Raw genomic sequence first — 21,734 nt, 5'->3', positions numbered from 1 at the left:
CCATTACGGAAACGGGTGAGGAAGTGGGTTCAGCTCTTCATACGATAAGTGCTTCTTCCTATACCCTAGCTGCTTTGGCACCTTTAGTACTCTATCTAATCCTTTCACCCGTGTCAGGTGATGACCAAATGTCATTGGCAACATCCCAGGAATAATGACCTTCACACAATACAATCCATTCTCTTGAATAATTGGTGTTGTTTGGTCAACGACAATCACTTCTAGATTATTTTCACGGAACGTCTGAAGAACTTCGTGAAGGTCATCTTTCAAATCGTTGTATACTGGTGGCTTCTTGAATTCTTCAGCAAATGTACGTAATGGCCCTTGATTATTCAAAATAAACGTTAGGTATTCTTCCGCCTCGGGTAGACCGTACAACATGCCATGATCCTCCATTGTTCTTACTTTAAACGGATCTTCAAGCATCTCCTCGTATTTTTGCCTATTTGTTGCTAATTTCTCATCATGAACAAACATCATGCCCGCTAGCTCATAGATGGCACTTTTGACAGCCCTTACTGGGTCCATATGAGCACCTGCAGCACAAATAATATTTACACCTGTTTCTTTTCTATTTTTTGCTACTGCCCACACACTTGGGATACCATGTTCCATCGTCGAATTGTAAAAATGAAGGTCGTACCCTGCCACCTCACGTACCCGATCAACCATCAATTGCAATTCCTTGTCATCTGCAGAACTTAAATCAAGACGTGGCAATGGCAGTTTCGCATACCAAGTGAGTAAAAAGGAATCTCGCTCAACGACTTCCATTACTCCATGAAAAATAGCTTCCTCCAGGCTACCTCCGATTGCACATCCGTTTGAAGTCTCATAAACAAAACCTTCCCCACAACCTAAACTGTAATAAGCAAGTAATTCTGGGACAAGAATAGATCGTTCTTGTAAGAATGAATAACCCCAAACCCAATTCATTGGTTTATTAGGTTCGAATGATTGATACGGAAAATGAGGATTCTCATAATACTCAGGTGAGTGTAAACCAACAGTTGAAGGGTTTAAGGCTTGATCCATAACATCTAGATAGCTTCCTCGTACAACCCTTCTTTTTCCCCTAGGCTCGATACCGCAATACCGCTCTAAGCCTTCCAAAATAGCTGTTAACTCGCTCATTCGATAAGAGTTAGATCTTCCAGCCACTCCCTCGCTTGCACCAAACAGTGGCATATTCATAAGAACATCAGCAAAAGGAAGTGTCCAATCCTGTATTTTTCCATTGATTACCCCCGTCCGATGATCGTAATAATCTCTTAATAGCACGGTTTCTAATTCTTCAATTGAACGACTGCGATAACCAGCACCTTGAATTTTCGGACTAGATTGCAACTTAATTTCTGCTAATTCCGCTGAATCTTCTGGAATGTCTCCACATATTGGGCACATTGGATCAAAGGAAAAATGATGAGATGAATGCATGAACGTTTTAAGATTTGTAATGAACAGTTGATTTTCTAAATGATTGATCTCTCCTTGAAGAATATAATCCACTTCTGTACATAATAAAGTTGTCATTTGCCAAAGTCCCGTTCGTGATGCCCATGCGTCTTGCGGGCGACTTTCTCCTGATAATTTATAATAAAGCCCCCACATTTCTTTAGAATCTGTACCTCCTATGATGCGCCTTACATCGGCGCAACGTGAACATCCCCGTTTTCCCGGTTGTACAAATGGACCAATAATTCCCTCACCAAAAGAAACAAAGCCACGGAGCCATGGAATATTTTCCTTTCTGAATTTTTCTTCTGCTTGTTGATGAACGGAGGGCTGCCAATTATCATGCAATACGAGCGCCAATGTTGTATCTTCAGGGAAATCCGTTAATAGATCTTGCCGCGCGACTGTATAATTACTAGACAATTGCCTATAGACAAAATCGGCCAGTTTACCATTACCGACGATGACAATCATTAGCGTACCTCCTTACAAATCTGTACACCATAAACTCCAGCTAACTCTTTTCTTAAAAATGGTTCAAAAGAAAGATCGTAAACAACGATCTCTTTATGGCCCTCTTTTAATTTGTAAATAGCAGATTGTAATAACTCCTTTTTTGTCAAATGCTCACATGAAGGAATGTTTAGTTTTGCCTCTTTCCCTCTTATACCATAATGAGAGTTTATTTCCCCCTTATGGAACGTTGCCTCATTTTGTACATTCGATACTGCTTTTTGCAAAGCGTGACTTAGAGCCAGTGTGATATTTAAACCAGAACTACTATATTTAAAACCATTTGACTCTATGCATATAACAGGAAAGCCTAATATTTCATTTCCCATACGGATAGTGGGTGGACCATTTAAGGTGGTCAGTGACTGTAAATAATATCTACAACTACGATCCTCTATCCTCTCAAGATTTACTGGTAACAGCGATTGTTGCTGGTCAACTGGAAGACCTCGCCTTTCCTCTTCCAAATACGCTTGTAGTCCACGACAAACCGCTTCTGCAAGGGATTCACCAGCACCAATGCCCATAAATCCACTTATTCTACCTCTCACTATTTGTGAAACATACATCTCCAGTCCAGTAAGCCCTGCTTCCCTTCTTGCTTCTTCATGTGTTAGACCCGAGCATAAAGCCTTCTTCAAAAGAGTAGCCGGTCCTTTTGCCAATGGATTTACTGCTTGAACATAACATTGTGAAAGCGGAAGCTGTGTTAAGTCCTTTTCCTCCCAAATATGAAGAATCCCTGTTTCTTTAGCAGTTAATAAACTAAAATATTCTAACAGTCTGTTTGTGTTGGGCTGTTCCGTATTCTCTCTCAGAAGTCGGGTGTTTAAATCATCGACAAGTTCAGGTTTAAAAGTAAGATTTTCAACTAATGGATGTGAATAGTACGAAATCCATTCACCTTGCAAACTTTCATGATTTAGCAAATAGAATTGATTGTTTTCTTTCTTATCCATTGCTCCTGTCACCTGCTTAAAAAACTCAAAAACAATAATATTCGCCAATAAAGCACCTGCGGTCGAAGAATAAGGCTGTTGTTTACGTTCTTGTTCCAATATTGCCTCATGCATTCGACGCCATGCAGATTCCCAGCATCCCTCTGTTTCTGAATCAACTACAGGCCCTGCCATTCCCACCTGCTTTAGATATAAAGCAGGAAGGAAGGCTTTCTTTTCTTCTTTACAAACCTGATTAATCTCCTTCACTTCGTCTATATCTCCATTTTGGGAAACATATAATATCCAATCAAATGATTGTACTACTTCTCTCCAATTCTTACTGTAAGGAATTTCCTCCACTTTCACGGTAGGATCATCCTTTTTGGCATGATTCACTATTTCATTAATCCGCTTATGGTCTGTTGGGACTGCTTCTGTCCTCATCACATGAAAGGTTGGTAGCCCTGATTCCAACAATGCAGATGTCAGCGAAATGAATAGAGAACCAGATCCCATCACTAATACCTTTGCGTGGCGATACCTTTGAAAACGATACGCACCTGAATCAACAAAACTCTCAATGAATTCAATTTGTGAAGCGTATTTTTCTAGAACACTTGCTGGTAATTGGTGTGATTGATCTTGACTCGTATCTCTAACATAACCTTTCGTCAGTAAAGCCTCACCAATTTCATATACTCTGTTTCGATAGGGAGTGGTCAAACCCGCAGTGAGTTCTTCCAAAGTATGATTTCCATTAAACATAGGGATCAGCTTTTCAATCCATTGATAAATAGTGCCTCCATCCATCCAAAATGAACTGGCGTTATTCCTAAAATAGACGCCTCCCTTTGGGTCTGGTAGATAAAATGTATCATTCTTCACTTTGAGACGTGAGGTTGCTTTCAATTTCGTCATGTAGCCCCTCCTTCGATCTGAGCATTCATTAAATATTCCTTATAATTTATGTATTTGTATTTGTCCATTATGAATAACGAAAAAGAAGCCCCTAACATAGGGACTTCTAGAGTGTTTACACACGCTTCATTATTCATTTTGTGACGAGAGAACGAAGGTAACTTACACTGACACTTGCCTTTAAAAAAGGAATTGTTAAATAAAGAACCCGAAGCAACCAAAACAACCAAAACAGCCTGCACATCTAAAACCGCCACAACCACCACAGCGAAAACCACCACAACCTCCGCAACCACCACAGCCGCCACAGCGACGCATATCATTAAATTGAACTGGTACTGGTGCTTGATATTGAATAGGTGTTAATTCACCCACCTGATATTGATCCATTCCAAGTGATTGAAGTTCATTTTGAAAATTTTGCATTTTTTCTTCCCCTTTTTAGGTTTAGTCCGTAGAAAGAGAGTCTAAAACCGCTCTCTGTAACAAACTATGATGTTTTTAGGTAGTTGTTACTGATGTAAAAGCCCATTTGGCAAAGAACATTAGATTTGTTTTTTTCATACCTTATAGAAATACAAAAGGAGGTGGTTCCCATTTATTTAGATTTCTTATCAAAGTTTGGTGTTGGAGGAGCGCACCCGGGTGGTTTTGAACTAACAAAGGCGCTTCTTATGAATGAAGAATTAGACGCTATGTCGGAAATTTTAGATGTAGGCTGCGGAACTGGCCAAACAGCCGCCTTTTTGGCTGCTCAGTCAGGGGCAAACGTAACTGGGGTTGATATTAATCCTATCATGGTGGAAAAAGCAACCCATAGAATGAAGGAAGCTAAACTTCCAGTACGTATTTTCCAAGGTTCTATCGAGGCACTCCCACTTGAAGATGAGAAATTTGATTTAATTATGTGCGAATCAGTCCTTACTTTTGTCAATCAACCGAAAGCGCTTAAAGAGATTTTTCGTTTATTAAAAAAAGGGGGGCGGTTTATTTCTAATGAGTTTACTGCCAATGTCTCACTCCCTCCATGGATAGCAGATGAAATCAATCGATTCTATGGGATCAACTCTGTCCTCACCGAAGCAGAATGGCAGCATTTATTTGAAGGGGCAGGATTTACGAACATTCGCGTAAGTGGTCAAAATCATTCGATGCTCCAATACAATCCCAACCCTGATTTTCTTTATTCAAAGCACATTGAACCAGAGCTTTATACTGTAATGAACGAACATTTTAACCTATTATTGAAATATAATGAGCTATTGGGCTACCGGATATTTGCATGTGGAAAATAAACAATTATTATCTACCCACCCGTGATATACATGATTTCATTGTTAATAGGAGTTCCAACGGGTGGCTACTCCTTTTTTGAATATAGATTGCATATATATAGGTGCTAAAGCATATTACATATGTTAGGATTATTTAAATAAACTAAAGGAATGGGACCAATGAAAAAAGCAGTTCTTATAGCCTCCTAAAATCAGAATATATTTTAGGAGGCATTAAAAGATGAAATTCACTAAAATCGACATAAATAATTGGGAACGTAAAGAGGTTTTCAATCATTTCTTAAACCAACAAACTAGCTTTAGTATCACTAATAACATTGATATTACTGAGCTATACCAATTTACTAAAGAAAAAGGATATCAATTTTATCCTGCTTTTATTTTTTTAATCACACAAGTTGTCAATACAAATAAACATTTTAGAATGAATGTTACTGCTAAAGGTGAGTTAGGGTACTGGAACAGAGTGATTCCTATGTATACGATTTTTGACAAGGAGTCAGCGTTATTTTCCGCTATTTTCACCGATATCGATGAAGGCTTTGAAAGGTTCCACATGGATTATGTGACCGATACTGAGTTATATACTGGTACAGGAAAATTGTTTCCTAAAGCACCCGTACCTGAAAATGTCGTTAATATATCTATGATTCCATGGACTACTTTCACTGGATTTAACTTAAATATAAATACAAATCCAAATTACCTCCTGCCAATAGTTACTGCGGGTAAATTTTTCAATAAGAATGAAAATATTTATTTACCACTTTCACTACAGGTTCATCATGCTGTCTGTGACGGTTATCACACCGCTCTTTTTATGGACACATTTCAGCGCCTTGTTCGAAATCCTAAACAAATGCTTAAGTGAATGAGAAATAACCCACCGACTACATAAATTTAGTCGGTGTTTTTTTAGTAAAGGTCATACCTAAAATTATTCCACAAATAGAGCTAGATTTTCTAATGTTGAATGTAAACCGATATCATGATCTGCCTTGTTTATTCCTTTAGGGACATTTTCACATATAATGGTGACTTTTGTCCCTTTTGCAAGAGGTTCAAATAGCCATGTCTGTTTCATTTCACCAGTGAATTCCGGCGATTCTGAGTCAAATATTACTAGTTGTATTATCTTTTTATCAGGAACTAATTCTAAAAATTTCCCTTGATACACATCACTGTTCTCAGTTGTTTTTCCATATGAGGGTTGGTTTCCTTCATAGAAGAGTGTCATTTTGTAAGTTCCCTCTTCCCGCGGATCAAAATCTTCAACATAACCTGACATTCCTTTAGGTGGGAGCCATGATACTAAAGCTTTCGGATGGAGAAATGCTTCATAAATCGTGTGTGATTCTGCCATGATCACTCTTGAAGCTGTATCTGTTCTATTTTCCATAACAAAACCTCCTTCGGTCTATCATTTCTATGCAATAAATGTTGATATCACAAATAACCTTAAAGTTCTACTATTTCTTCTACGGAAGCATAGATTACTCCTTCCTCAGCTAAGCTGACCTATTTGATCATAATGACGATATTGATAGCTGGATTTCTTCGATTGCTTTCACCTTGGTTGGACCGATTCACGCGGGGTGTACAAGTGCACAGGCAAAATCATTTGTTGTCACTGTCGGAATAATACCTAGTTGCGGGTGGAATTCGTTCCGCTACCTTTAGAGTACTCTCTAAAAATCTTCGAAAAGTATGTTGGGGCACTTAATCCTTGTCTTTTTGTTCAAACCACCTTAATCCCATTGCAAATAAAAAAACGCCGTTTAAAAATAGCGGCGTTTTTTCGTTTTATTGATAAATATGAACAAATGGTTCAGCTTCGTTTGCGTTTCGGACGATTAATGATTCTGGTCCGTTAACTGATGTGACACTTACTTGGACAGAGATATATTCTGGAAACATACTAACAACTTTGCTTGTTACATATTGGGTGAATCCGATACTTTCTGACTTACCGTAAAATTGTATAGGTATATCTATATTTAGCTGTTGCAATTGATCACCAATATAGAAACCTTTTCCAATGACACCGTTAAAATTAGGGAAATATTTTTCAACATCTTGCTTGAAATTCAAGAAATTCGTATAGTCTTCACGATACTTCTCTTCGGCTGTATTAGATGGGAATAAAATATAGTCTTCCTTTACATCTTCCCAACCACTTAGCTGGTTACTCCCCTCAGCGGCATGCGCATAGGCGAAGAAGTTTCCTGGGACGACAGACGTTCTTTCCGATTGTTCAAATAGGGCAATGGTAATCGGTACGTTCTCAAGCCCTTCTTGTTGTCTTAATCTCTTTATAATTTCCTCAGCCATCTTTTTGCCTTCTGCTTCTACTTTACTATGAGAAATATCTTCTTCATACGTGGCACCGTAGGCTTCTTTTTGATAATAATGGACGGAATTAAGTGCCAAACCAATGACGACACCGCCAAGCTTCACCTTATTATCGCCATCTTTTACAAGATAGTTATGTTCTAAAATATGGGCTAAATAAAGAGGTGCACGGGCGTTTCTTTCTTCTTTAGTCCCTTTCCCATCATCAACAGGGTTTAGACCGAGATTCTCTTCCTCCGTCATATCTTTTTCTTCTAATTGTTCTTTCGTATATTGGCGACTTAACCATGATGAAATCGTGGTTTTATCAAGGTATTGTCCTTCTTGGAAGAAGAACTTTTCCGTATCAAAATGGTTCTGAGCCACTCTCATTAAACCTGTTTCGAATTCATTAATATCATATTTTGTATTCACATTATTAACGACTAAACCGCGTGACTCACTTGGCTTAAAAGGTAGGATTGTCCGATAGTACGAATCGGATATTTTAAAGTTTGGTATGATCGCCTGTTCTTCTTCGCTGCTCTCATTTTCATTTTGCACAACCTCTTCTTGCTGGTTAAAACTAGGTGCACAACCGGCGAGTAAAAGAACGAATGACAGCGACACTGCCATGAGTTTTTTCACGATTTTCACCTCTTACGAATTTAATTCCTCAATCAATTTTTCCTCGTCCCAAATAGTAATGCCTAATTCCTGAGCTTTGGTTAATTTCGAGCCTGCGTCTTCTCCGGCAATGACTAAATCTGTTTTCTTACTTACACTGCCAGAGACCTTGCCTCCTAGAGCTTCAATTTTTTCCTTGGCTTCATTTCTAGCAAGCTGTTCTAATTTACCCGTTAACACAATGGTTTTACCAGCAAAAACAGAATCAGATTCCGCTATATTTACAGGTTTTGGTCCCTTATAAGTCAGATTCACTCCAACATCTTGTAACTCTTGAATGAGAGATGTTACTTCTTCTTGTTCAAAATATGTGACGAGTGCATCAGCCATCTTATCGCCTATTTCATTAATGCTAATAAAATCCTCCATGGTTGCCTGCTGGATTTTGCCCATCTCTCCAAATGTTTGCGCAAGTGTTTTTGCCGCTTTCGCCCCCACATGACGGATCCCTAGTCCGAATAATAATTTTTCTAAAGAATTATCCTTAGAGACTTCAATGGCCTTTAGCAAGTTGTTAACAGATTTTTCGCCCATTCTCTCTAATTGAATAAGCTGTTCATACGTAAGATGATAAATATCTGCCACATCTTCAATTAACTTTTCTGCAAATAATTGGCTAATTACTTTTTCCCCTAGCCCGTCAATATTCATCGCATTTCGTGAGACAAAATGAATAAGCCCCTCTCTTATTTGCGCAGGACATTTCGGATTAATACAACGAAGTGCGACTTCTTCCTCTAAACGCACAAGTTCACTTTCACATGCCGGGCAATGAGTTGGCATATGAAAATCAACTTCTTCTCCCGTTCTTCTTTCAGGTAATACATTGACAACTTCAGGGATGATGTCGCCTGCTTTCTTAATCACAACGTAATCACCTAGCTTAATATCCTTCTCACGAATAAGGTCTTCATTATGAAGGGATGCACGTTGCACGGTAGTACCTGCAACTCTAACAGGTTCAAGTAATGCTGTTGGCGTCACTACACCGGTGCGACCGATACTTAATTCAATATCTCTTAACTGCGTGACTACCTCTTCAGCAGGAAACTTATAAGCAATCGCCCATCTCGGACTCTTTGCTGTTGTCCCGAGTTCATCCTGTTGGTCATATGAATCGACTTTAATAACGATTCCATCAATATCATACGATAAGTCTGGTCGGTTTTCTGTCCATTTCTCGATATATTGAATGACCTCATCTATATTTTTACACTTCTGGCGCTCTTTGTTCGTTTTAAACCCCTGAGAGTCAAGAAAGTCCAGACCTTCACTATGAGAACGAATACCCGTTTTCCCCTCGTCAGCCATAGCATAAACGAATATATCTAAATTTCTTGATGCAGCGATTTTTGGATCTAATTGCCTAAGTGAACCCGCAGCAGCATTTCGAGGGTTCGCAAAGGGTTCCTCACCTCGTTCTTCTTTTCCTTTATTTAAACTTAAGAACGATTTTCTAGGCATGAACGCCTCTCCGCGTACTTCAAAGGTTACCGTTTCCTTTACCCGCAGAGGAATGGAACGAATGGTGCGAAGGTTAACGGTAATGTTTTCACCAATGGAGCCATCTCCACGCGTTGCTCCGATTGCAAACAATCCATCTTCATAGCGAAGAGAGACAGCCAGTCCATCAATTTTTAACTCGCAGACATATGAGATATTCTCACCCACTGCCTGGCGAACACGACGGTCAAAATCCCTTAAGTCTTGCTCATTAAATGCATTGGCTAAACTGAGCATCGGCGTGCGATGTTCAACTTTTTCAAACATATCTAATACTTGCCCACCGACCCGATGCGTTGGGGAATCTTCTGTTTTCAACTCTGGATGTTGCTCTTCAAGTGCAATTAGCTCATGAAGAAGCTGGTCATATTCTGCATCAGGCACAGATGGTTGATCAAGTACATGATATTCATAATTATATTGATTAAGGAGATTTTGCAAATCCTTGACCCTTTGTTCTACCTTCTTTTCCTCCAAGACGTTCAACCCTTTCCTTTAACCTTTCGAAATCGGGGCAAATTTAGCAAGTAATCTTTTAATACCTACTGGCTTTGGAAAAGCAATATCAAGCTCCATTCCATCACCTTCACCTTTGACACTTACAACTGTTCCAGTACCCCATTTACCATGCACAGCTTTATCTCCAACTATCCAATTCATACCGCTACCACCTGTATTTTGTACAGCTGGGCGAACAACCGCTTTAAGAGCAGGTTGCATACGATTTCCTGAAGAACTATTAAACGTGGACTGACCTCGATTAAGGGGTTTTGCTTTTGGCTCTAATCCTTCTAATAAATCAGCCGGAATTTCCTGAATAAATCTGGACGGTGGGTTCATGTTTGTACGGCCAAATAGTGTACGCATTTGCGCATTTGTTATAAATAACTGCTCTTCTGCTCTCGTAATCCCTACATAAGCAAGGCGACGTTCCTCTTCCATTTCTGCTTCTTCCATTAATGAACGGCTATGAGGGAATACACCTTCCTCCATACCCATTAAAAAGACAACTGGAAATTCTAATCCCTTTGCAGAGTGAAGCGTCATTAATACAACTGCATCCGCTTTCTCACCGTCATCATCCAATTTATCAATATCGGCAACAAGCGCCAAATCTGTTAAGAAGGCAACAAGTGTTTTATCTTCGGACGCATCTTCAAAATTCTTCGTTACAGATAGAAACTCATCTAAGTTTTCCAAACGACTTTGAGACTCGATCGATTTCTCCGCTTTTAACATGTCACGATAGCCTGACTTGTCCAACAGTTCCTCTACCAATTCTGTCACAGATAAGTATTCTTGCATTTGTGTATAATTCTTTACTAAATCACGAAACTCTATAGCAGATTTTGTGATTTTTGGGCTTAAGCCAATTAATTCGATGGATTCGAGTGCTTCAAACATTGTCATATCATGCATGGTTGCAAAATTAGCAATCTTATCAACTGATCCAGAACCAATCCCTCTTTTAGGCACATTAATCACTCGCTGTAGACTAATATCATCATCAGGGTTGGCAATTAATCGTAAATAAGCCAATACATCTTTAATTTCTTTACGATCATAGAACTTAATTCCGCCAACAATCGCATATTCAATATTCGACTTTAATAGCATTTCCTCCATGACCCTGGATTGGGCATTTGTGCGATATAGAATAGCAAAATCGGCAAGCTTACGATTCTGACTTTGCGCTAATTCTTTTATTTTACTTACGACAAATTGTCCTTCGCCTTGCTCACTATCTGCACGGTAATACTGAATTTTATTTCCTTCAGGATTTTCCGTCCATAAGTTTTTCGCTTTACGATTCATGTTTTTATCAATGACACCGTTAGCTGCGTTTAAAATTCTTTGTGTGGATCGATAGTTTTGTTCTAGCAAAATGACTTGTGCTTGCGCATAATCTTTTTCAAAGGATAAGATATTGGCAATATCTGCCCCGCGCCATCTATAAATAGATTGATCCGAGTCTCCAACCACACATATATTTTGGAAACGATTCGCTAATAATTTTACTAGCATGTATTGCGCTCTATTCGTATCTTGATATTCATCCACATGAATATACTGGAATTTACGTTGATAGTATTCTAATACCTCAGGGACGCGATTAAATAATTGAATCGTCTTCATAATAAGATCATCAAAGTCTAATGCATGATTCTTTCGCAGACGTTTTTGATAATCTGTATACACATCACTTGTCACTTGGGAGAAATAATCACCGGCAGTCTTGGCGAATTCCTCTGGTTCAATTAGTTCATTTTTTGCAGAACTAATCGTCCCTAAAATTGCTCTAGGATCGAACTTTTTCGGATCTAAATTCCGCTCTTTTAAGATATTCTTAATAACAGATTGCTGATCAGTAGAATCTAATATTGTGAAGTTACGATTGAACCCAATCCGATCAATATCACGACGTAATATTCTCACACACATAGAGTGAAAAGTAGAAATCCAGATTTCTTCAGCCACACCGCCCATCATCGCACGAATACGATCTCTCATTTCTCTTGCGGCCTTATTCGTAAACGTGATTGCTAAAATATTATATGGATTCACGCCCTTCTCTACCATTAAATAAGCAATGCGATGGGTAAGTACACGCGTCTTACCACTTCCTGCTCCAGCCATAATAAGCAAAGGTCCATCTGTTGCCTTTACAGCCTGTTGCTGCTCCTTATTCAAACCATTTAATAATTTATTAGATAAATATTGCATTCCTTTTCTTCACCACCATACAAACATTTGTTCTATTTTTAGTCTATCTTGATTAATTTGGTTAATCAAGATTTATTGTTTCACAGCTTCTACTGTTTTTAATGCGATTTTAATATCATCATAAACGACATTTCCAACGACAACTACATCTGCATAAGCGCCCATTTCTCTTGCTTGTTCCACAGAGGTAATCCCGCCACCATAAAATAATATTGTTTCTTCTAATGTTCGACTTACTTCTTTCACTATTTCTACATTGCCGTAAGTACCGCTATATTCCAGATAAAAAATCGGTAATTGAAACATTTTTTCCGCCATCATGGCATAGGCTTTGACGTCTTCAATCGTTAAATTCGTATCCGCACTCGTTAATTGAGCGACTTTACAATCTTCATTTAGCACGCAATATCCTTGCATAAGAATCTCGTCCCAATTCATGATCTCGCCAAATTCCTTAACTGCTTGATGGTGCATTCCATTAATCCATTTGGAATCTTTACTATTTAAAACCGTCGGGATAAAAAACAAATCATACCCAGGTGTAATCGACTCAATTGTGGAAACCTCTAACACACATGGAACTGTATATCTACGAACACGCCCCATAAGATCAAGCACCCGCTCAAGCGTAATGCCATCTGTCCCCCCAATAATAATCGCGTCCGTGCCAGACTCGCACACTTTCTCTAAATCTTCATCAGATATATATTTATTAGGGTCGAGCTTAAACGCATGGTGCCACGCGCGAACATCATACATACATAGTTCCTCCATTCTATCTTTCCATTCAATCATTATATCATTTGAGGAGCATTTCAAAAAGGAAACCGCTAATGAAGTAAGAATGGATTTATTTGGCTAAATTAACATCATTGCAGACATTGCCATTCACCATGTAAATGATTCATTCGGATTCGGATGCAAACTCTGTTTTGGCTAATCAGATTTTCTCTTGGATTCAGGTTTCTGACGCGGTTCTCATTTATTCCAATCAAATTTCCTCATAAAGTCCAGGTCCTGACTCGCTTCTCCTCTAATCCAATCAAATTTCCTCTTGAAGTCCAGGTTCTGACTCGCTTTCTCTCTTATTTCAATCGCGCTTTTCCTACTAGTACCTAAATCTCCGTTCCAAAACAAAAAAACCGTGGGTGCTGATTCCCTCGGTTCGGTCGTTTCCATTGCTGTGGTTTCTATTATTTTTCTGTTGTTTCTTCTTCTTTAATTCTTTCTAATGCCATTTCGTAGGCATCGTTTCCGTAGTTTAGGCAACGTTTCACACGCGAGATTGTTGCAGTACTTGCACCTGTTTCTGTTTCAATCTTATGATAAGTTTTTCCTTCTCTAAGCATACGAGCTACTTCTAGTCTTTGCGCTAATGATTGGATCTCGTTCACAGTACATAAGTCATCAAAAAATCGATAACATTCGTCTAAATCATTTAGTGATAATACCGCCTGAAATAATTGATCTAATTCTTGTCCTCTTAGTTTATTAATTTGCATAATATTTACCCCTTTTTCATTTTTTAGTTAATTGTTACCGACTGATTGATTCCTGGCTCTTGTGGAATGACATTCACCCATGTTTTCCCCGGAGCAAGTGGTTGTTCTTTTCCATCGATTACTGGATAAATTCTTCCTTCTTTATTCACCCAGTTCACTTCAGACATCATACCTCTTTGAATAAGATAACCTTTACCCCCTGAAGTCAAATCAATGTCATGTCGGCCTTCTCCATCTATCACTGTATGCTTCGCTTCTATGATTAAAATATTGCTTAATAACACAGGGTCACCTGTGTCATAGTCTGTTGTCCATTCACCATCTGAAGATCTTTTGTATGCTTTCGTTGTTTCATCATAATCATATGTGACATCAAAACGTTCATCTTTTCCATAACTCACTGCAATCTCTCCCGCCACAGAGCCACTCAGTTTATCCGCTTCTTCGTCAGTTAAATGAGCAAAAGCAGCTGGTGCCCCGTCCAGCTCATAATTCTTTTCCTTAGCCCCTTGTTCAATATGCGCAAAAGAAATATATGAATTATGAGGTGCCTGGCGATCGCTCACACGTTCAAAAAGTGTGCCGTCATAGTATAAGCCATTCAAATGATCCACATATTCATCAGCAAGCATCTTCTTTGCCTCTGGACTATTTCCATGAGCAATATAAAGACTATTAAACCCTTTCGCCAGTTCAATATAATATTCTCTGGCACTGCGTACTGGCCCAACTCTATCCGGTTGCTCACTTTGAAAAATAGCAAGGAATCGCGTGACTTCACCTTCAGCCAGTAATTCATAAACAATATCCGCTTGAGTCAATCCTGATTGTGGTCTTGCTTTCGGATGATTGTTAATCATAACTGCTATAGCACGCTGATTCCCATTTCCCTCTTGAGCTATGCCTGTGAGAGGATAAACTGTCTTTTCTTCAGGCGAATCCATACTTTCTTCACCTTGATTATCCACACCATTTAACTCTTCGTTTGCTGGATCCTCAACTGTTTCATTCTTGCTGCATCCTGTCACCAAAAGTATTGCTACGAGAGACGTAGTCACCCATTTGTTCAGCATGATGCACCCCTTATCACTATATGATTCCCTCTTTTACATTTTAACGCATCATAGTTGGAAAGAGTACAGTTTTATTCATGACATCATACATTCCTCGCTGTGTAACCCTGATATAAGGGAGATGAGTGGAGGAAAAAAATAATAATGTATAAATTGGATCGGCAAAACGATAACCTCTTTCCCGCAAATAGGCTAATAAGGTTCTTTCTTCTTCAATCAAATCTTCCACTCTTTTATTCGACATGATTCCCTTTAATTTAAGTGGGATTTCTGTAACAATGTTCCCTTGCTCAGAAATAACAATTCCACCACCTATTTCTTTCATATGATTAAAAGCATTCATCATGTCTTTCTTGCTTTTACCGATTAAGATAATATCACCGGTATTAGAATAAGAACTTGCTAAACCGTCTAGCTCCTTAGCAAACCCTTTAATCACCGTATTTACACGCCACTTGCCTTTGCGGTCAATTAACATGAAGAAACACTCGTCATGCTCCCTACTTAGCTCATCGCCGGAAATATCAATGGCTAATGAGTAAGGCTTTGTGATAACAGCGCTCTCCATTTTAATACCGAACGGCATCGAAAATTGCATATCATGAGATGTAAGCTCCCAGTTCATTTCTAGCGGTTCAAATCCATACTCTTCCCATGGCATATTATCTTCAAATGGTGTATTTTCACCATCTTTCCTTATCCACTTACCTTTTGCTAACACACTAACAGGCGTTGGGTTACTTTCATTCTCTAGGAAATTGATATTAGCCACTCTACCTGTAGCGATATTTCCATGCAGATGTTGGATGTTATAGTACTTAGCTACGTTAATTGTACCCATATTATACGCATCTATTGTCGGTACCCCTTTTTCAAGGGCAATTCGGATCATCTGATCAATAATCCCTTGATCGGAAAAGGATGAAGAGGAGCCATCTGTCGTAAAAATAAATGATTCATAATGATCAATGCCCAATTCATGCATTTCATCCAATAACTGCGGTAAATCAGGTCGAATTGATGAATAGCGCAACGATACAGTATATCCTTGCATCAAACGATTCATAATCTCTTGTCCGTTAATCGCTTCATGGTCGCAATCAGCCCCGAGCAGCATTAACTTTGCTAAAGTCTTTTCTGACGCCCCAGGAAAATGACCTTCGATTTGCTTTCTCATTCTTTTCGCTTCTTGCATCCAATGGAGCATTAAATCATCACCGTCGAGTAACTTTGGCCAGCCAGTTAACTCTCCACCTTGTAATACTGCATCATGCTCTAACCAAGATTTAATATTACCATGCGAAAATGTTGTCTCTTCATTTTGAATTTCTGTTTGCGCATCAAATCGGCACCACCAATACATCGTTGAAGGAATATTTCTCATTTCCTTCAAAAATGAAAACGCTTTCTTTTTCTCTAATTGTAATGCTAGCACCATATTATCATTAATCAAAGTGGTCGTGCCAAATTGCGCTGCATAACGAGCAAAGGAAAGGGGATTATATAACTGAAATGGATGTGCATGTGGTTCAATATATCCTGGAACAAGCGTCATTCCATTACAATCAACAATTTCACAGCCTTCTAACTTATCAGGAAGCTTTTCACCGACATAAACAATACGATCACCGAGAATCCAGATATTCGCATGTACCCATTTTTTAATTGCTTGATTTAAGTAACGAGCATTTTTCAGTAACATCGTTGGTGCAATACGCCCATCTAGAACAGATACATGTTCACGTAGATGTTTGTTTTTCCAACGGTATCGCTGTTCTAGCACTCTGTTTCCTCCTTTTATGGTAACTACAATTATCTATTTTTATTTTTCGTTTACGATAATGAAGCAGCATTCATGTTGCCTATTATCATAACATATATAACTTTTTAACGCAGTAAAGAATAACAAATATTTGTTAATTTTTTGTGAAGGAGGTCCTTTTATGAATGTTAAGCCCAATATTGGTATCATTCAGGCATTAATCCGTATTACTTGTGGATTAACCATTATTGCTTGGAGTGCCACAAAGCTCGTTAAAAAACCTTGGAGTGATCGCTTTCTCATTCTTATTTCACTTGGTGCAATGAAGGTTGCAGAAGGTATTGTCCGCTATTGTCCTATCATTGCCTTATTTGAAAAAGGGAAAGAGAATATAAAAGATTCTGACCACCAGTTTAAACCACCTATGGATTTTTTAAAAGAGCAAAAGTTATTAAAGGATACTGATTTTGAATGAAAAATATGCCCCCTTATTTTTTTGGGGGGCATTTTCATTTTCCCTATCTATTTTTCTATAGTCGAATGTGCTATCGCCTTATAGCCAATATCCCTGCGGTAAAAGACTTCTTCTGTTGTTAGATACGTTAGCGCATCATACACTTGCTTTTGTGCAGATACTAAGTCATTTGCTTTGCTACCAACAAGTAAGACTCGGCCGCCATTTGTTGTGAATGCACCTTGGGCATTTTTCGCCGTTCCTGCATGGAAGACAAATGCTTCTTCTGCTACTTTTTCGATTCCTTTTAGTTCGGCACCACTCTCATATGCTTCCGGATAACCATTGGCTGCGACCACAACCCCAAGCATTGCCTCCTCATCCCATTCAATCACTGGTTTACCTCCAGCAATTACTTCTAACATGACATGGGATAAGTCTGACTTCATTCTAGGTAAAATGACTTGTGTTTCCGGATCACCAAAGCGGGCATTGAATTCAATCACCTTTGGCCCTTGTTCTGTTGCGATAAGTCCCGCATAGAGAACGCCACAAAAACTGCGATTCTCTTTAACTAATGCTTCTGCAGCTGGAATTAAAATCGTTTCAATCGCTGTTTCAACCGTCTCCTTGCTGATATGTGGAACAGGTGAATAAGCACCCATTCCTCCTGTGTTTGGTCCTTTATCTCCATCGAAAGCGCGTTTATGGTCTTGAGCAATTTCTAAGGGGATAACTGTCTCTCCATTAACAAAAGCCATTAATGAAAATTCTTCACCAGCTAAAAATTCTTCAATAACGACTGTAGCAGAAGCTTCACCAAATTTTTCTCCAACTAACATATCCGCTAACGCTGCTAATGCTTCATCTTCTGTCATCGCAACAACGACGCCTTTTCCAGCAGCTAATCCATCCGCTTTAATAACTATTGGCGCTCCTTGTTCTTTCACATAAGCACTTGCAGCCTCATACTGATCAAACACTTCATAGCTTCCTGTTGGAATGGCATATTTCTTCATGAGCTCTTTTGCAAAGGATTTACTTCCTTCAATTTCAGCCGCTCGACTTTTCGGTCCAAAAACAGTAAGTCCAGCTCCCTCCATCTTATCAGCCAAACCTTCAAGTAAAGGAACTTCAGGTCCAATAACTGTTAATTCAACATGATTATCGAGCGCAAAAGCAATCAGTTCTTCTTGTTCGTTCTCGGAAATATCAATAATCGTTGCTACATCTTCCATTCCTGGATTTCCTGGTGCAACAAACACTGTTTCCACTTGGCTGCTTTCACTTAACTTTCTACTGATGGCATGCTCACGTCCGCCTCTACCGATTACTAATACGTTCATTTCATGTTCTCCCCCAGTTTAATGTTTGAAATGTCTCACACCAGTGAATACCATTGCCAGGCCATACTCATTTGCTTTTTCAATCGATTCCTGATCTTTAATCGAACCACCGGGTTGAATAATAGCCGTAATACCAGCTTTAGCTGCTGCTTCAACTGTATCATTCATTGGGAAAAAGGCATCGGATGCCATTGTTGCTCCTTCAACTGCTTTTCCTGCTTGCTCGATCGCAATTTTCGCAGAGCCGACACGATTCATTTGGCCTGCACCAATACCTAATGTTTGGTCGCTATTATTGACAACAATCGCATTCGACTTCACATGCTTCACTACTTTCCAGCCAAGTTTGAGTGATTGCCACTCTTCCTCCGTTGGTTCTCTTGTTGTTGCCACAGTAATATTCGCTTCTTCAAGACCATAAGTATCGTAATCTTGCGCTAATAAACCGCCTTCAATAGAAGTTAGACGTTTTTCCGTCTTTTTGTTTCCTTCAAAAGGAATAGTTAATAGTCTTAAATTCTTCTTCCCTTGTAAAATCTCAAGTGCTTCCGCTGAAAAAGAAGGCGCTATAATGATTTCTAGAAAGATTTCATGAAGTTTCGTTGCTGTTTGTGCATTTACTTCACGGTTAAGGGCAATAATCCCCCCAAAAATAGACACAGGATCAGCTGCAAAAGCTTTAGAGAAAGCATCATAAATATCTGTGCCAATACCGACACCACATGGGTTCATATGTTTTACTGCAACAGCAGCTGGTCCGTCAAACTCTTTAACAATTTGTAACGCTGCATCAGCATCATTAATATTATTGTAAGACAGCTCTTTGCCATGTAGCTGTGTAGCGTTAGCAATCGAAAAGACCGACCCTAATGGTTTGCGATAAAAGGAAGCTTTTTGATGAGGGTTTTCTCCATAACGTAATGCTTGTTTTAATTCATACGTAACTGTCAACTTTTCTGGCTGCTCTTCTTCTGCTAATTCTGTCATATATTCAGCTATCATTGCATCATAAGCAGCTGTATGACGGAATACTTTTGCTGCTAGCTTGCGTTTGGTTGCAGCATCTACAATGTCATTTTCTTTTAATTGTGTAATGACTGTTTCGTAATCAATGGGATCTACAACAACTGTCACATGTGCGTGGTTTTTAGCAGAGGCACGTAACATCGCAGGACCACCGATATCAATATTTTCAATTGCATCCTCCACTGTCACATCTGGCTTAGCAATGGTCTGTTGGAAAGGATAGAGATTCACACATACCACTTGAATCGGATTAATCTGATGTTTTTCTAACTGTGCTTGATGAGATGAATCATCGAACTTAGCTAGTAATCCACCATGGATAAGCGGATTTAATGTTTTTACTCTTCCTTCTAAAATTTCAGGAAATCCTGTAACATCACTTACACCGATTACCGGAACCCCAGCTTCAGCTATTGCTTTTTTTGTTCCACCTGTTGAAACAATTTCAAACCCTAATTCGTGAAGTTCTTTCGCAAATGCTGCTACACCATTTTTATCTGATACACTAATAAGCGCACGTTTTTTCATCGTCCATTTTCCTCCCTGTAAGATGTTCCTCTTAGGCGTTTTCGTTTAAAAGCTTTTGTAATACTTCTGGATAAAATTGATGCTCTACTTTATGAATTCGATTCTGCAATGCTTCTTTCGTATCACCTGGTAGGATGGCTACCTTTCTTTGATCAATAATCGGACCCGTATCCATCCCTTCGTCTACATAATGAATGGTTACACCTGTTTGTTTCACCTCTGCAGAAAGCGCTTGTCCAATAGCATCTTTACCAGGGAATGCTGGTAAATAAGAAGGATGGATATTTACAATTCTTCCGCCATATTCACGTAAAAGAACATCCCCAATAAGACGCATATAACCTGCAAGAACAATAAAATCTATGTTTGCATTCTCTAATTCTACTAATATTTGTTCTTCATATGCTGTTTTACTCGTAAAATCTTTCGCACGAAAAGCAAAGGTTGGAATCCCTTCATTTACAGCACGTTGAATACAGTAAGACTCTGGCTTATCACTTACCAGTAGTTTAATGTCTACCTGCAATTCATCGTTTTTAAAGGCATCAACAATCGCTTGAAAATTTGTTCCACTGCCAGATGCAAAAATGGCGATATTTTTCATGATAACCTCCGTCTATTTAAAGGATTGAAATCCCCTCTTGCTGTGTAACTTTACCAATCACACTTGCTTTTTCACCAATCTTATTAAAGTGATTGACTACTTTTTCAGCATCCTTAACAGAAACAATTGCCACCATTCCGATGCCCATATTAAATATATTGTACATATCCTTACGCTCAAGCTTACCTACTTCTTCCATCAGCTTGAAAATCGGCTGAATCTCCCAACTACCCTCGATTAATTCAGCTCCTAAGCCTTGAGGTAACACTCTAGGGATATTCTCGATAAATCCGCCACCCGTAATATGAGCGAAGCCTTTTACATCAAATTGCTTTAATGCCGATAACACTGATTTCACATAGATTCGCGTTGGTTTTAGGAGTTCTTCACCTAACGTGCTCCCTAGTTCCTCTCTAAACTCTTGCAATGAGAGTTTCGCATCCTCTAAAAATATCTTCCGTACGAGAGAATAACCATTGCTATGGATTCCGTTCGATGCAAGGCCGATTAAAACATCACCCTCTTGAATATTTGAACCATCGATTAAATCACTCTTTTCACATGCACCGACAGAAAATCCCGCTAAATCATACTCTTCTTCACTGTACATTCCAGGCATTTCCGCTGTTTCTCCACCAACAAGCGCGCAACCTGCTTGTTCACAACCGTCAGCTATCCCTTTGACAATGGCTTCTATCTTTTCTGGCTCAGCCTTCCCACAAGCAATATAATCTAAGAAGTAAAGAGGTTCTGCACCTTGAACAACGATATCATTGACACACATAGCAACGGCATCAATCCCAATTGTGTCATGCTGATTCATCATAAAAGCTAGCATCAGCTTTGTTCCGACACCATCTGTCCCTGATACAAGCACAGGTTCTTTTAAGCCAAGTGATGACAAATCAAACATGCCTCCAAAACCGCCAAGACCACCGATTACACCTGGTCTCATCGTTTTCTCCACATGCTTCTTCATACGGTTCACTGCTTCGTAACCCGCTTCAATATCTACGCCAGCTTGTTTATAAGCATTCGCCATTCCTATCCACCTCACCAATTTATTAAC

18 protein-coding genes are annotated in these 21,734 nt (G+C 39.1%); 3 read left to right on the top strand and 15 right to left on the bottom strand.

What is annotated here, in order from left to right; all coding sequences use genetic code 11:
* Positions 1-3: 3 nt before the first annotated feature.
* The 3 genes from MKY26_RS20385 to MKY26_RS20375 form a co-directional block, all read right to left on the bottom strand.
* Positions 4-1,932, bottom strand: coding sequence for a TOMM precursor leader peptide-binding protein (locus tag MKY26_RS20385; protein WP_341098454.1), 1,929 nt, complete (start codon positions 1,930-1,932; stop codon positions 4-6).
* Positions 1,932-3,830, bottom strand: coding sequence for a putative thiazole-containing bacteriocin maturation protein (locus tag MKY26_RS20380; protein ID WP_341098453.1), 1,899 nt, complete (start codon positions 3,828-3,830; stop codon positions 1,932-1,934). Before MKY26_RS20380 ends, MKY26_RS20385 begins: the two co-directional genes overlap by 1 nt.
* Positions 3,831-4,025: 195 nt before the next feature.
* Positions 4,026-4,256, bottom strand: coding sequence for a heterocycloanthracin/sonorensin family bacteriocin (locus tag MKY26_RS20375; protein ID WP_095370703.1), 231 nt, complete (start codon positions 4,254-4,256; stop codon positions 4,026-4,028).
* Between the two features lie 161 nt (positions 4,257-4,417).
* Between MKY26_RS20375 and MKY26_RS20370 the strand changes: the two genes are divergently transcribed.
* Positions 4,418-5,125 (top strand): class I SAM-dependent methyltransferase, encoded by a 708-nt coding sequence (locus MKY26_RS20370; protein ID WP_445293131.1) that lies wholly within the window; start codon positions 4,418-4,420, stop codon positions 5,123-5,125.
* 220 nt (positions 5,126-5,345) lie between these two features.
* Positions 5,346-5,996 carry a type A chloramphenicol O-acetyltransferase gene (gene catA / locus MKY26_RS20365; RefSeq protein WP_307315322.1) on the top strand — a complete coding sequence of 217 codons (651 nt, stop codon included), beginning with the start codon at positions 5,346-5,348 and terminating at the stop codon, positions 5,994-5,996.
* Between the two features lie 66 nt (positions 5,997-6,062).
* Here catA and MKY26_RS20360 read toward each other — a convergent pair whose 3' ends face one another.
* The 8 genes from MKY26_RS20360 to MKY26_RS20325 all read right to left on the bottom strand — a co-directional run bounded on the left by MKY26_RS20360 (position 6,063) and on the right by MKY26_RS20325 (position 16,728).
* Positions 6,063-6,524 carry an SRPBCC domain-containing protein gene (locus MKY26_RS20360; RefSeq protein ID WP_095370705.1) on the bottom strand — a complete coding sequence of 154 codons (462 nt, stop codon included), beginning with the start codon at positions 6,522-6,524 and terminating at the stop codon, positions 6,063-6,065.
* Between the two features lie 404 nt (positions 6,525-6,928).
* Entirely contained in the window at positions 6,929-8,104 is a 1,176-nt protein-coding gene (locus MKY26_RS20355; protein ID WP_322910210.1) for a CamS family sex pheromone protein, read from the bottom strand.
* A gap of 12 nt (positions 8,105-8,116) precedes the next feature.
* On the bottom strand, positions 8,117-10,123 hold the full coding sequence (ligA, locus tag MKY26_RS20350; protein WP_095370707.1) for an NAD-dependent DNA ligase LigA: 2,007 nt from the start codon (positions 10,121-10,123) through the stop codon (positions 8,117-8,119).
* Positions 10,124-10,141: 18 nt separating this feature from the next.
* Complete coding sequence (pcrA, locus tag MKY26_RS20345; protein ID WP_341098448.1) at positions 10,142-12,370, bottom strand: DNA helicase PcrA; 2,229 nt, start codon at positions 12,368-12,370, stop codon at positions 10,142-10,144.
* Between the two features lie 72 nt (positions 12,371-12,442).
* A complete protein-coding gene (locus MKY26_RS20340; protein ID WP_341098446.1) occupies positions 12,443-13,129 on the bottom strand; it encodes a heptaprenylglyceryl phosphate synthase in 687 nt (228 codons plus the stop codon).
* 434 nt (positions 13,130-13,563) lie between these two features.
* Positions 13,564-13,872, bottom strand: a complete 309-nt coding sequence (locus tag MKY26_RS20335) for a YerC/YecD family TrpR-related protein (RefSeq protein WP_095370712.1) — start codon at positions 13,870-13,872, stop codon at positions 13,564-13,566.
* Between the two features lie 23 nt (positions 13,873-13,895).
* On the bottom strand, positions 13,896-14,945 hold the full coding sequence (locus tag MKY26_RS20330) for a DUF3048 domain-containing protein (protein WP_322910213.1): 1,050 nt from the start codon (positions 14,943-14,945) through the stop codon (positions 13,896-13,898).
* Positions 14,946-14,985: 40 nt separating this feature from the next.
* Complete coding sequence (locus MKY26_RS20325) at positions 14,986-16,728, bottom strand: adenine deaminase C-terminal domain-containing protein (protein ID WP_180317018.1); 1,743 nt, start codon at positions 16,726-16,728, stop codon at positions 14,986-14,988.
* A gap of 160 nt (positions 16,729-16,888) precedes the next feature.
* Here MKY26_RS20325 and MKY26_RS20320 point away from each other — a divergent pair, with 160 nt between their 5' ends.
* A complete protein-coding gene (locus MKY26_RS20320; protein WP_095370714.1) occupies positions 16,889-17,182 on the top strand; it encodes a YgaP family membrane protein in 294 nt (97 codons plus the stop codon).
* A 47-nt stretch (positions 17,183-17,229) separates the two neighbouring features.
* Here MKY26_RS20320 and purD read toward each other — a convergent pair whose 3' ends face one another.
* From purD to purM, 4 genes are read right to left on the bottom strand one after another with little or no spacing between them, the layout of a single operon-like run.
* On the bottom strand, positions 17,230-18,507 hold the full coding sequence (purD, locus tag MKY26_RS20315) for a phosphoribosylamine--glycine ligase (RefSeq protein WP_322910214.1): 1,278 nt from the start codon (positions 18,505-18,507) through the stop codon (positions 17,230-17,232).
* Between the two features lie 18 nt (positions 18,508-18,525).
* A complete protein-coding gene (gene purH / locus MKY26_RS20310) occupies positions 18,526-20,061 on the bottom strand; it encodes a bifunctional phosphoribosylaminoimidazolecarboxamide formyltransferase/IMP cyclohydrolase (RefSeq protein ID WP_307315343.1) in 1,536 nt (511 codons plus the stop codon).
* Between the two features lie 31 nt (positions 20,062-20,092).
* The gene (gene purN, locus MKY26_RS20305; protein ID WP_095370717.1) at positions 20,093-20,665 is read right to left on the bottom strand and encodes a phosphoribosylglycinamide formyltransferase; all 573 of its coding nucleotides are present in this window, start codon (positions 20,663-20,665) and stop codon (positions 20,093-20,095) included.
* A 16-nt stretch (positions 20,666-20,681) separates the two neighbouring features.
* Complete coding sequence (gene purM / locus MKY26_RS20300) at positions 20,682-21,707, bottom strand: phosphoribosylformylglycinamidine cyclo-ligase (protein ID WP_095370718.1); 1,026 nt, start codon at positions 21,705-21,707, stop codon at positions 20,682-20,684.
* Between the last annotated feature and the right edge of the window lie 27 nt (positions 21,708-21,734).

This window comes from Cytobacillus sp. FSL R7-0680 (assembly GCF_038009245.1).
In the GTDB taxonomy this organism is placed as follows: Bacteria; Bacillota; Bacilli; order Bacillales; family Cytobacillaceae; genus Cytobacillus; species Cytobacillus kochii.
The sequence above is the reverse complement of the archived record's forward strand: the minus strand, read 5'-3'. Positions and strand labels throughout refer to the sequence as shown.

Bases quoted from the DNA above. Each gene is read 5' to 3' on its own strand.
- MKY26_RS20385 (WP_341098454.1), bottom strand. From the start codon at position 1,932: ATGATTGTCATCGTCGGTAATGGTAAACTGGCCGATTTTGTCTATAGG.
- MKY26_RS20380 (WP_341098453.1), bottom strand. From the start codon at position 3,830: ATGACGAAATTGAAAGCAACCTCACGTCTCAAAGTGAAGAATGATACA.
- MKY26_RS20375 (WP_095370703.1), bottom strand. From the start codon at position 4,256: ATGCAAAATTTTCAAAATGAACTTCAATCACTTGGAATGGATCAATAT.
- catA (WP_307315322.1), top strand. From the start codon at position 5,346: ATGAAATTCACTAAAATCGACATAAATAATTGGGAACGTAAAGAGGTT.
- MKY26_RS20360 (WP_095370705.1), bottom strand. From the start codon at position 6,524: ATGGAAAATAGAACAGATACAGCTTCAAGAGTGATCATGGCAGAATCA.
- pcrA (WP_341098448.1), bottom strand. From the start codon at position 12,370: ATGCAATATTTATCTAATAAATTATTAAATGGTTTGAATAAGGAGCAG.
- MKY26_RS20340 (WP_341098446.1), bottom strand. From the start codon at position 13,129: ATGTATGATGTTCGCGCGTGGCACCATGCGTTTAAGCTCGACCCTAAT.
- MKY26_RS20335 (WP_095370712.1), bottom strand. From the start codon at position 13,872: ATGCAAATTAATAAACTAAGAGGACAAGAATTAGATCAATTATTTCAG.
- MKY26_RS20330 (WP_322910213.1), bottom strand. From the start codon at position 14,945: ATGCTGAACAAATGGGTGACTACGTCTCTCGTAGCAATACTTTTGGTG.
- MKY26_RS20320 (WP_095370714.1), top strand. From the start codon at position 16,889: ATGAATGTTAAGCCCAATATTGGTATCATTCAGGCATTAATCCGTATT.
- purD (WP_322910214.1), bottom strand. From the start codon at position 18,507: ATGAACGTATTAGTAATCGGTAGAGGCGGACGTGAGCATGCCATCAGT.
- purH (WP_307315343.1), bottom strand. From the start codon at position 20,061: ATGAAAAAACGTGCGCTTATTAGTGTATCAGATAAAAATGGTGTAGCA.
- purN (WP_095370717.1), bottom strand. From the start codon at position 20,665: ATGAAAAATATCGCCATTTTTGCATCTGGCAGTGGAACAAATTTTCAA.
- purM (WP_095370718.1), bottom strand. From the start codon at position 21,707: ATGGCGAATGCTTATAAACAAGCTGGCGTAGATATTGAAGCGGGTTAC.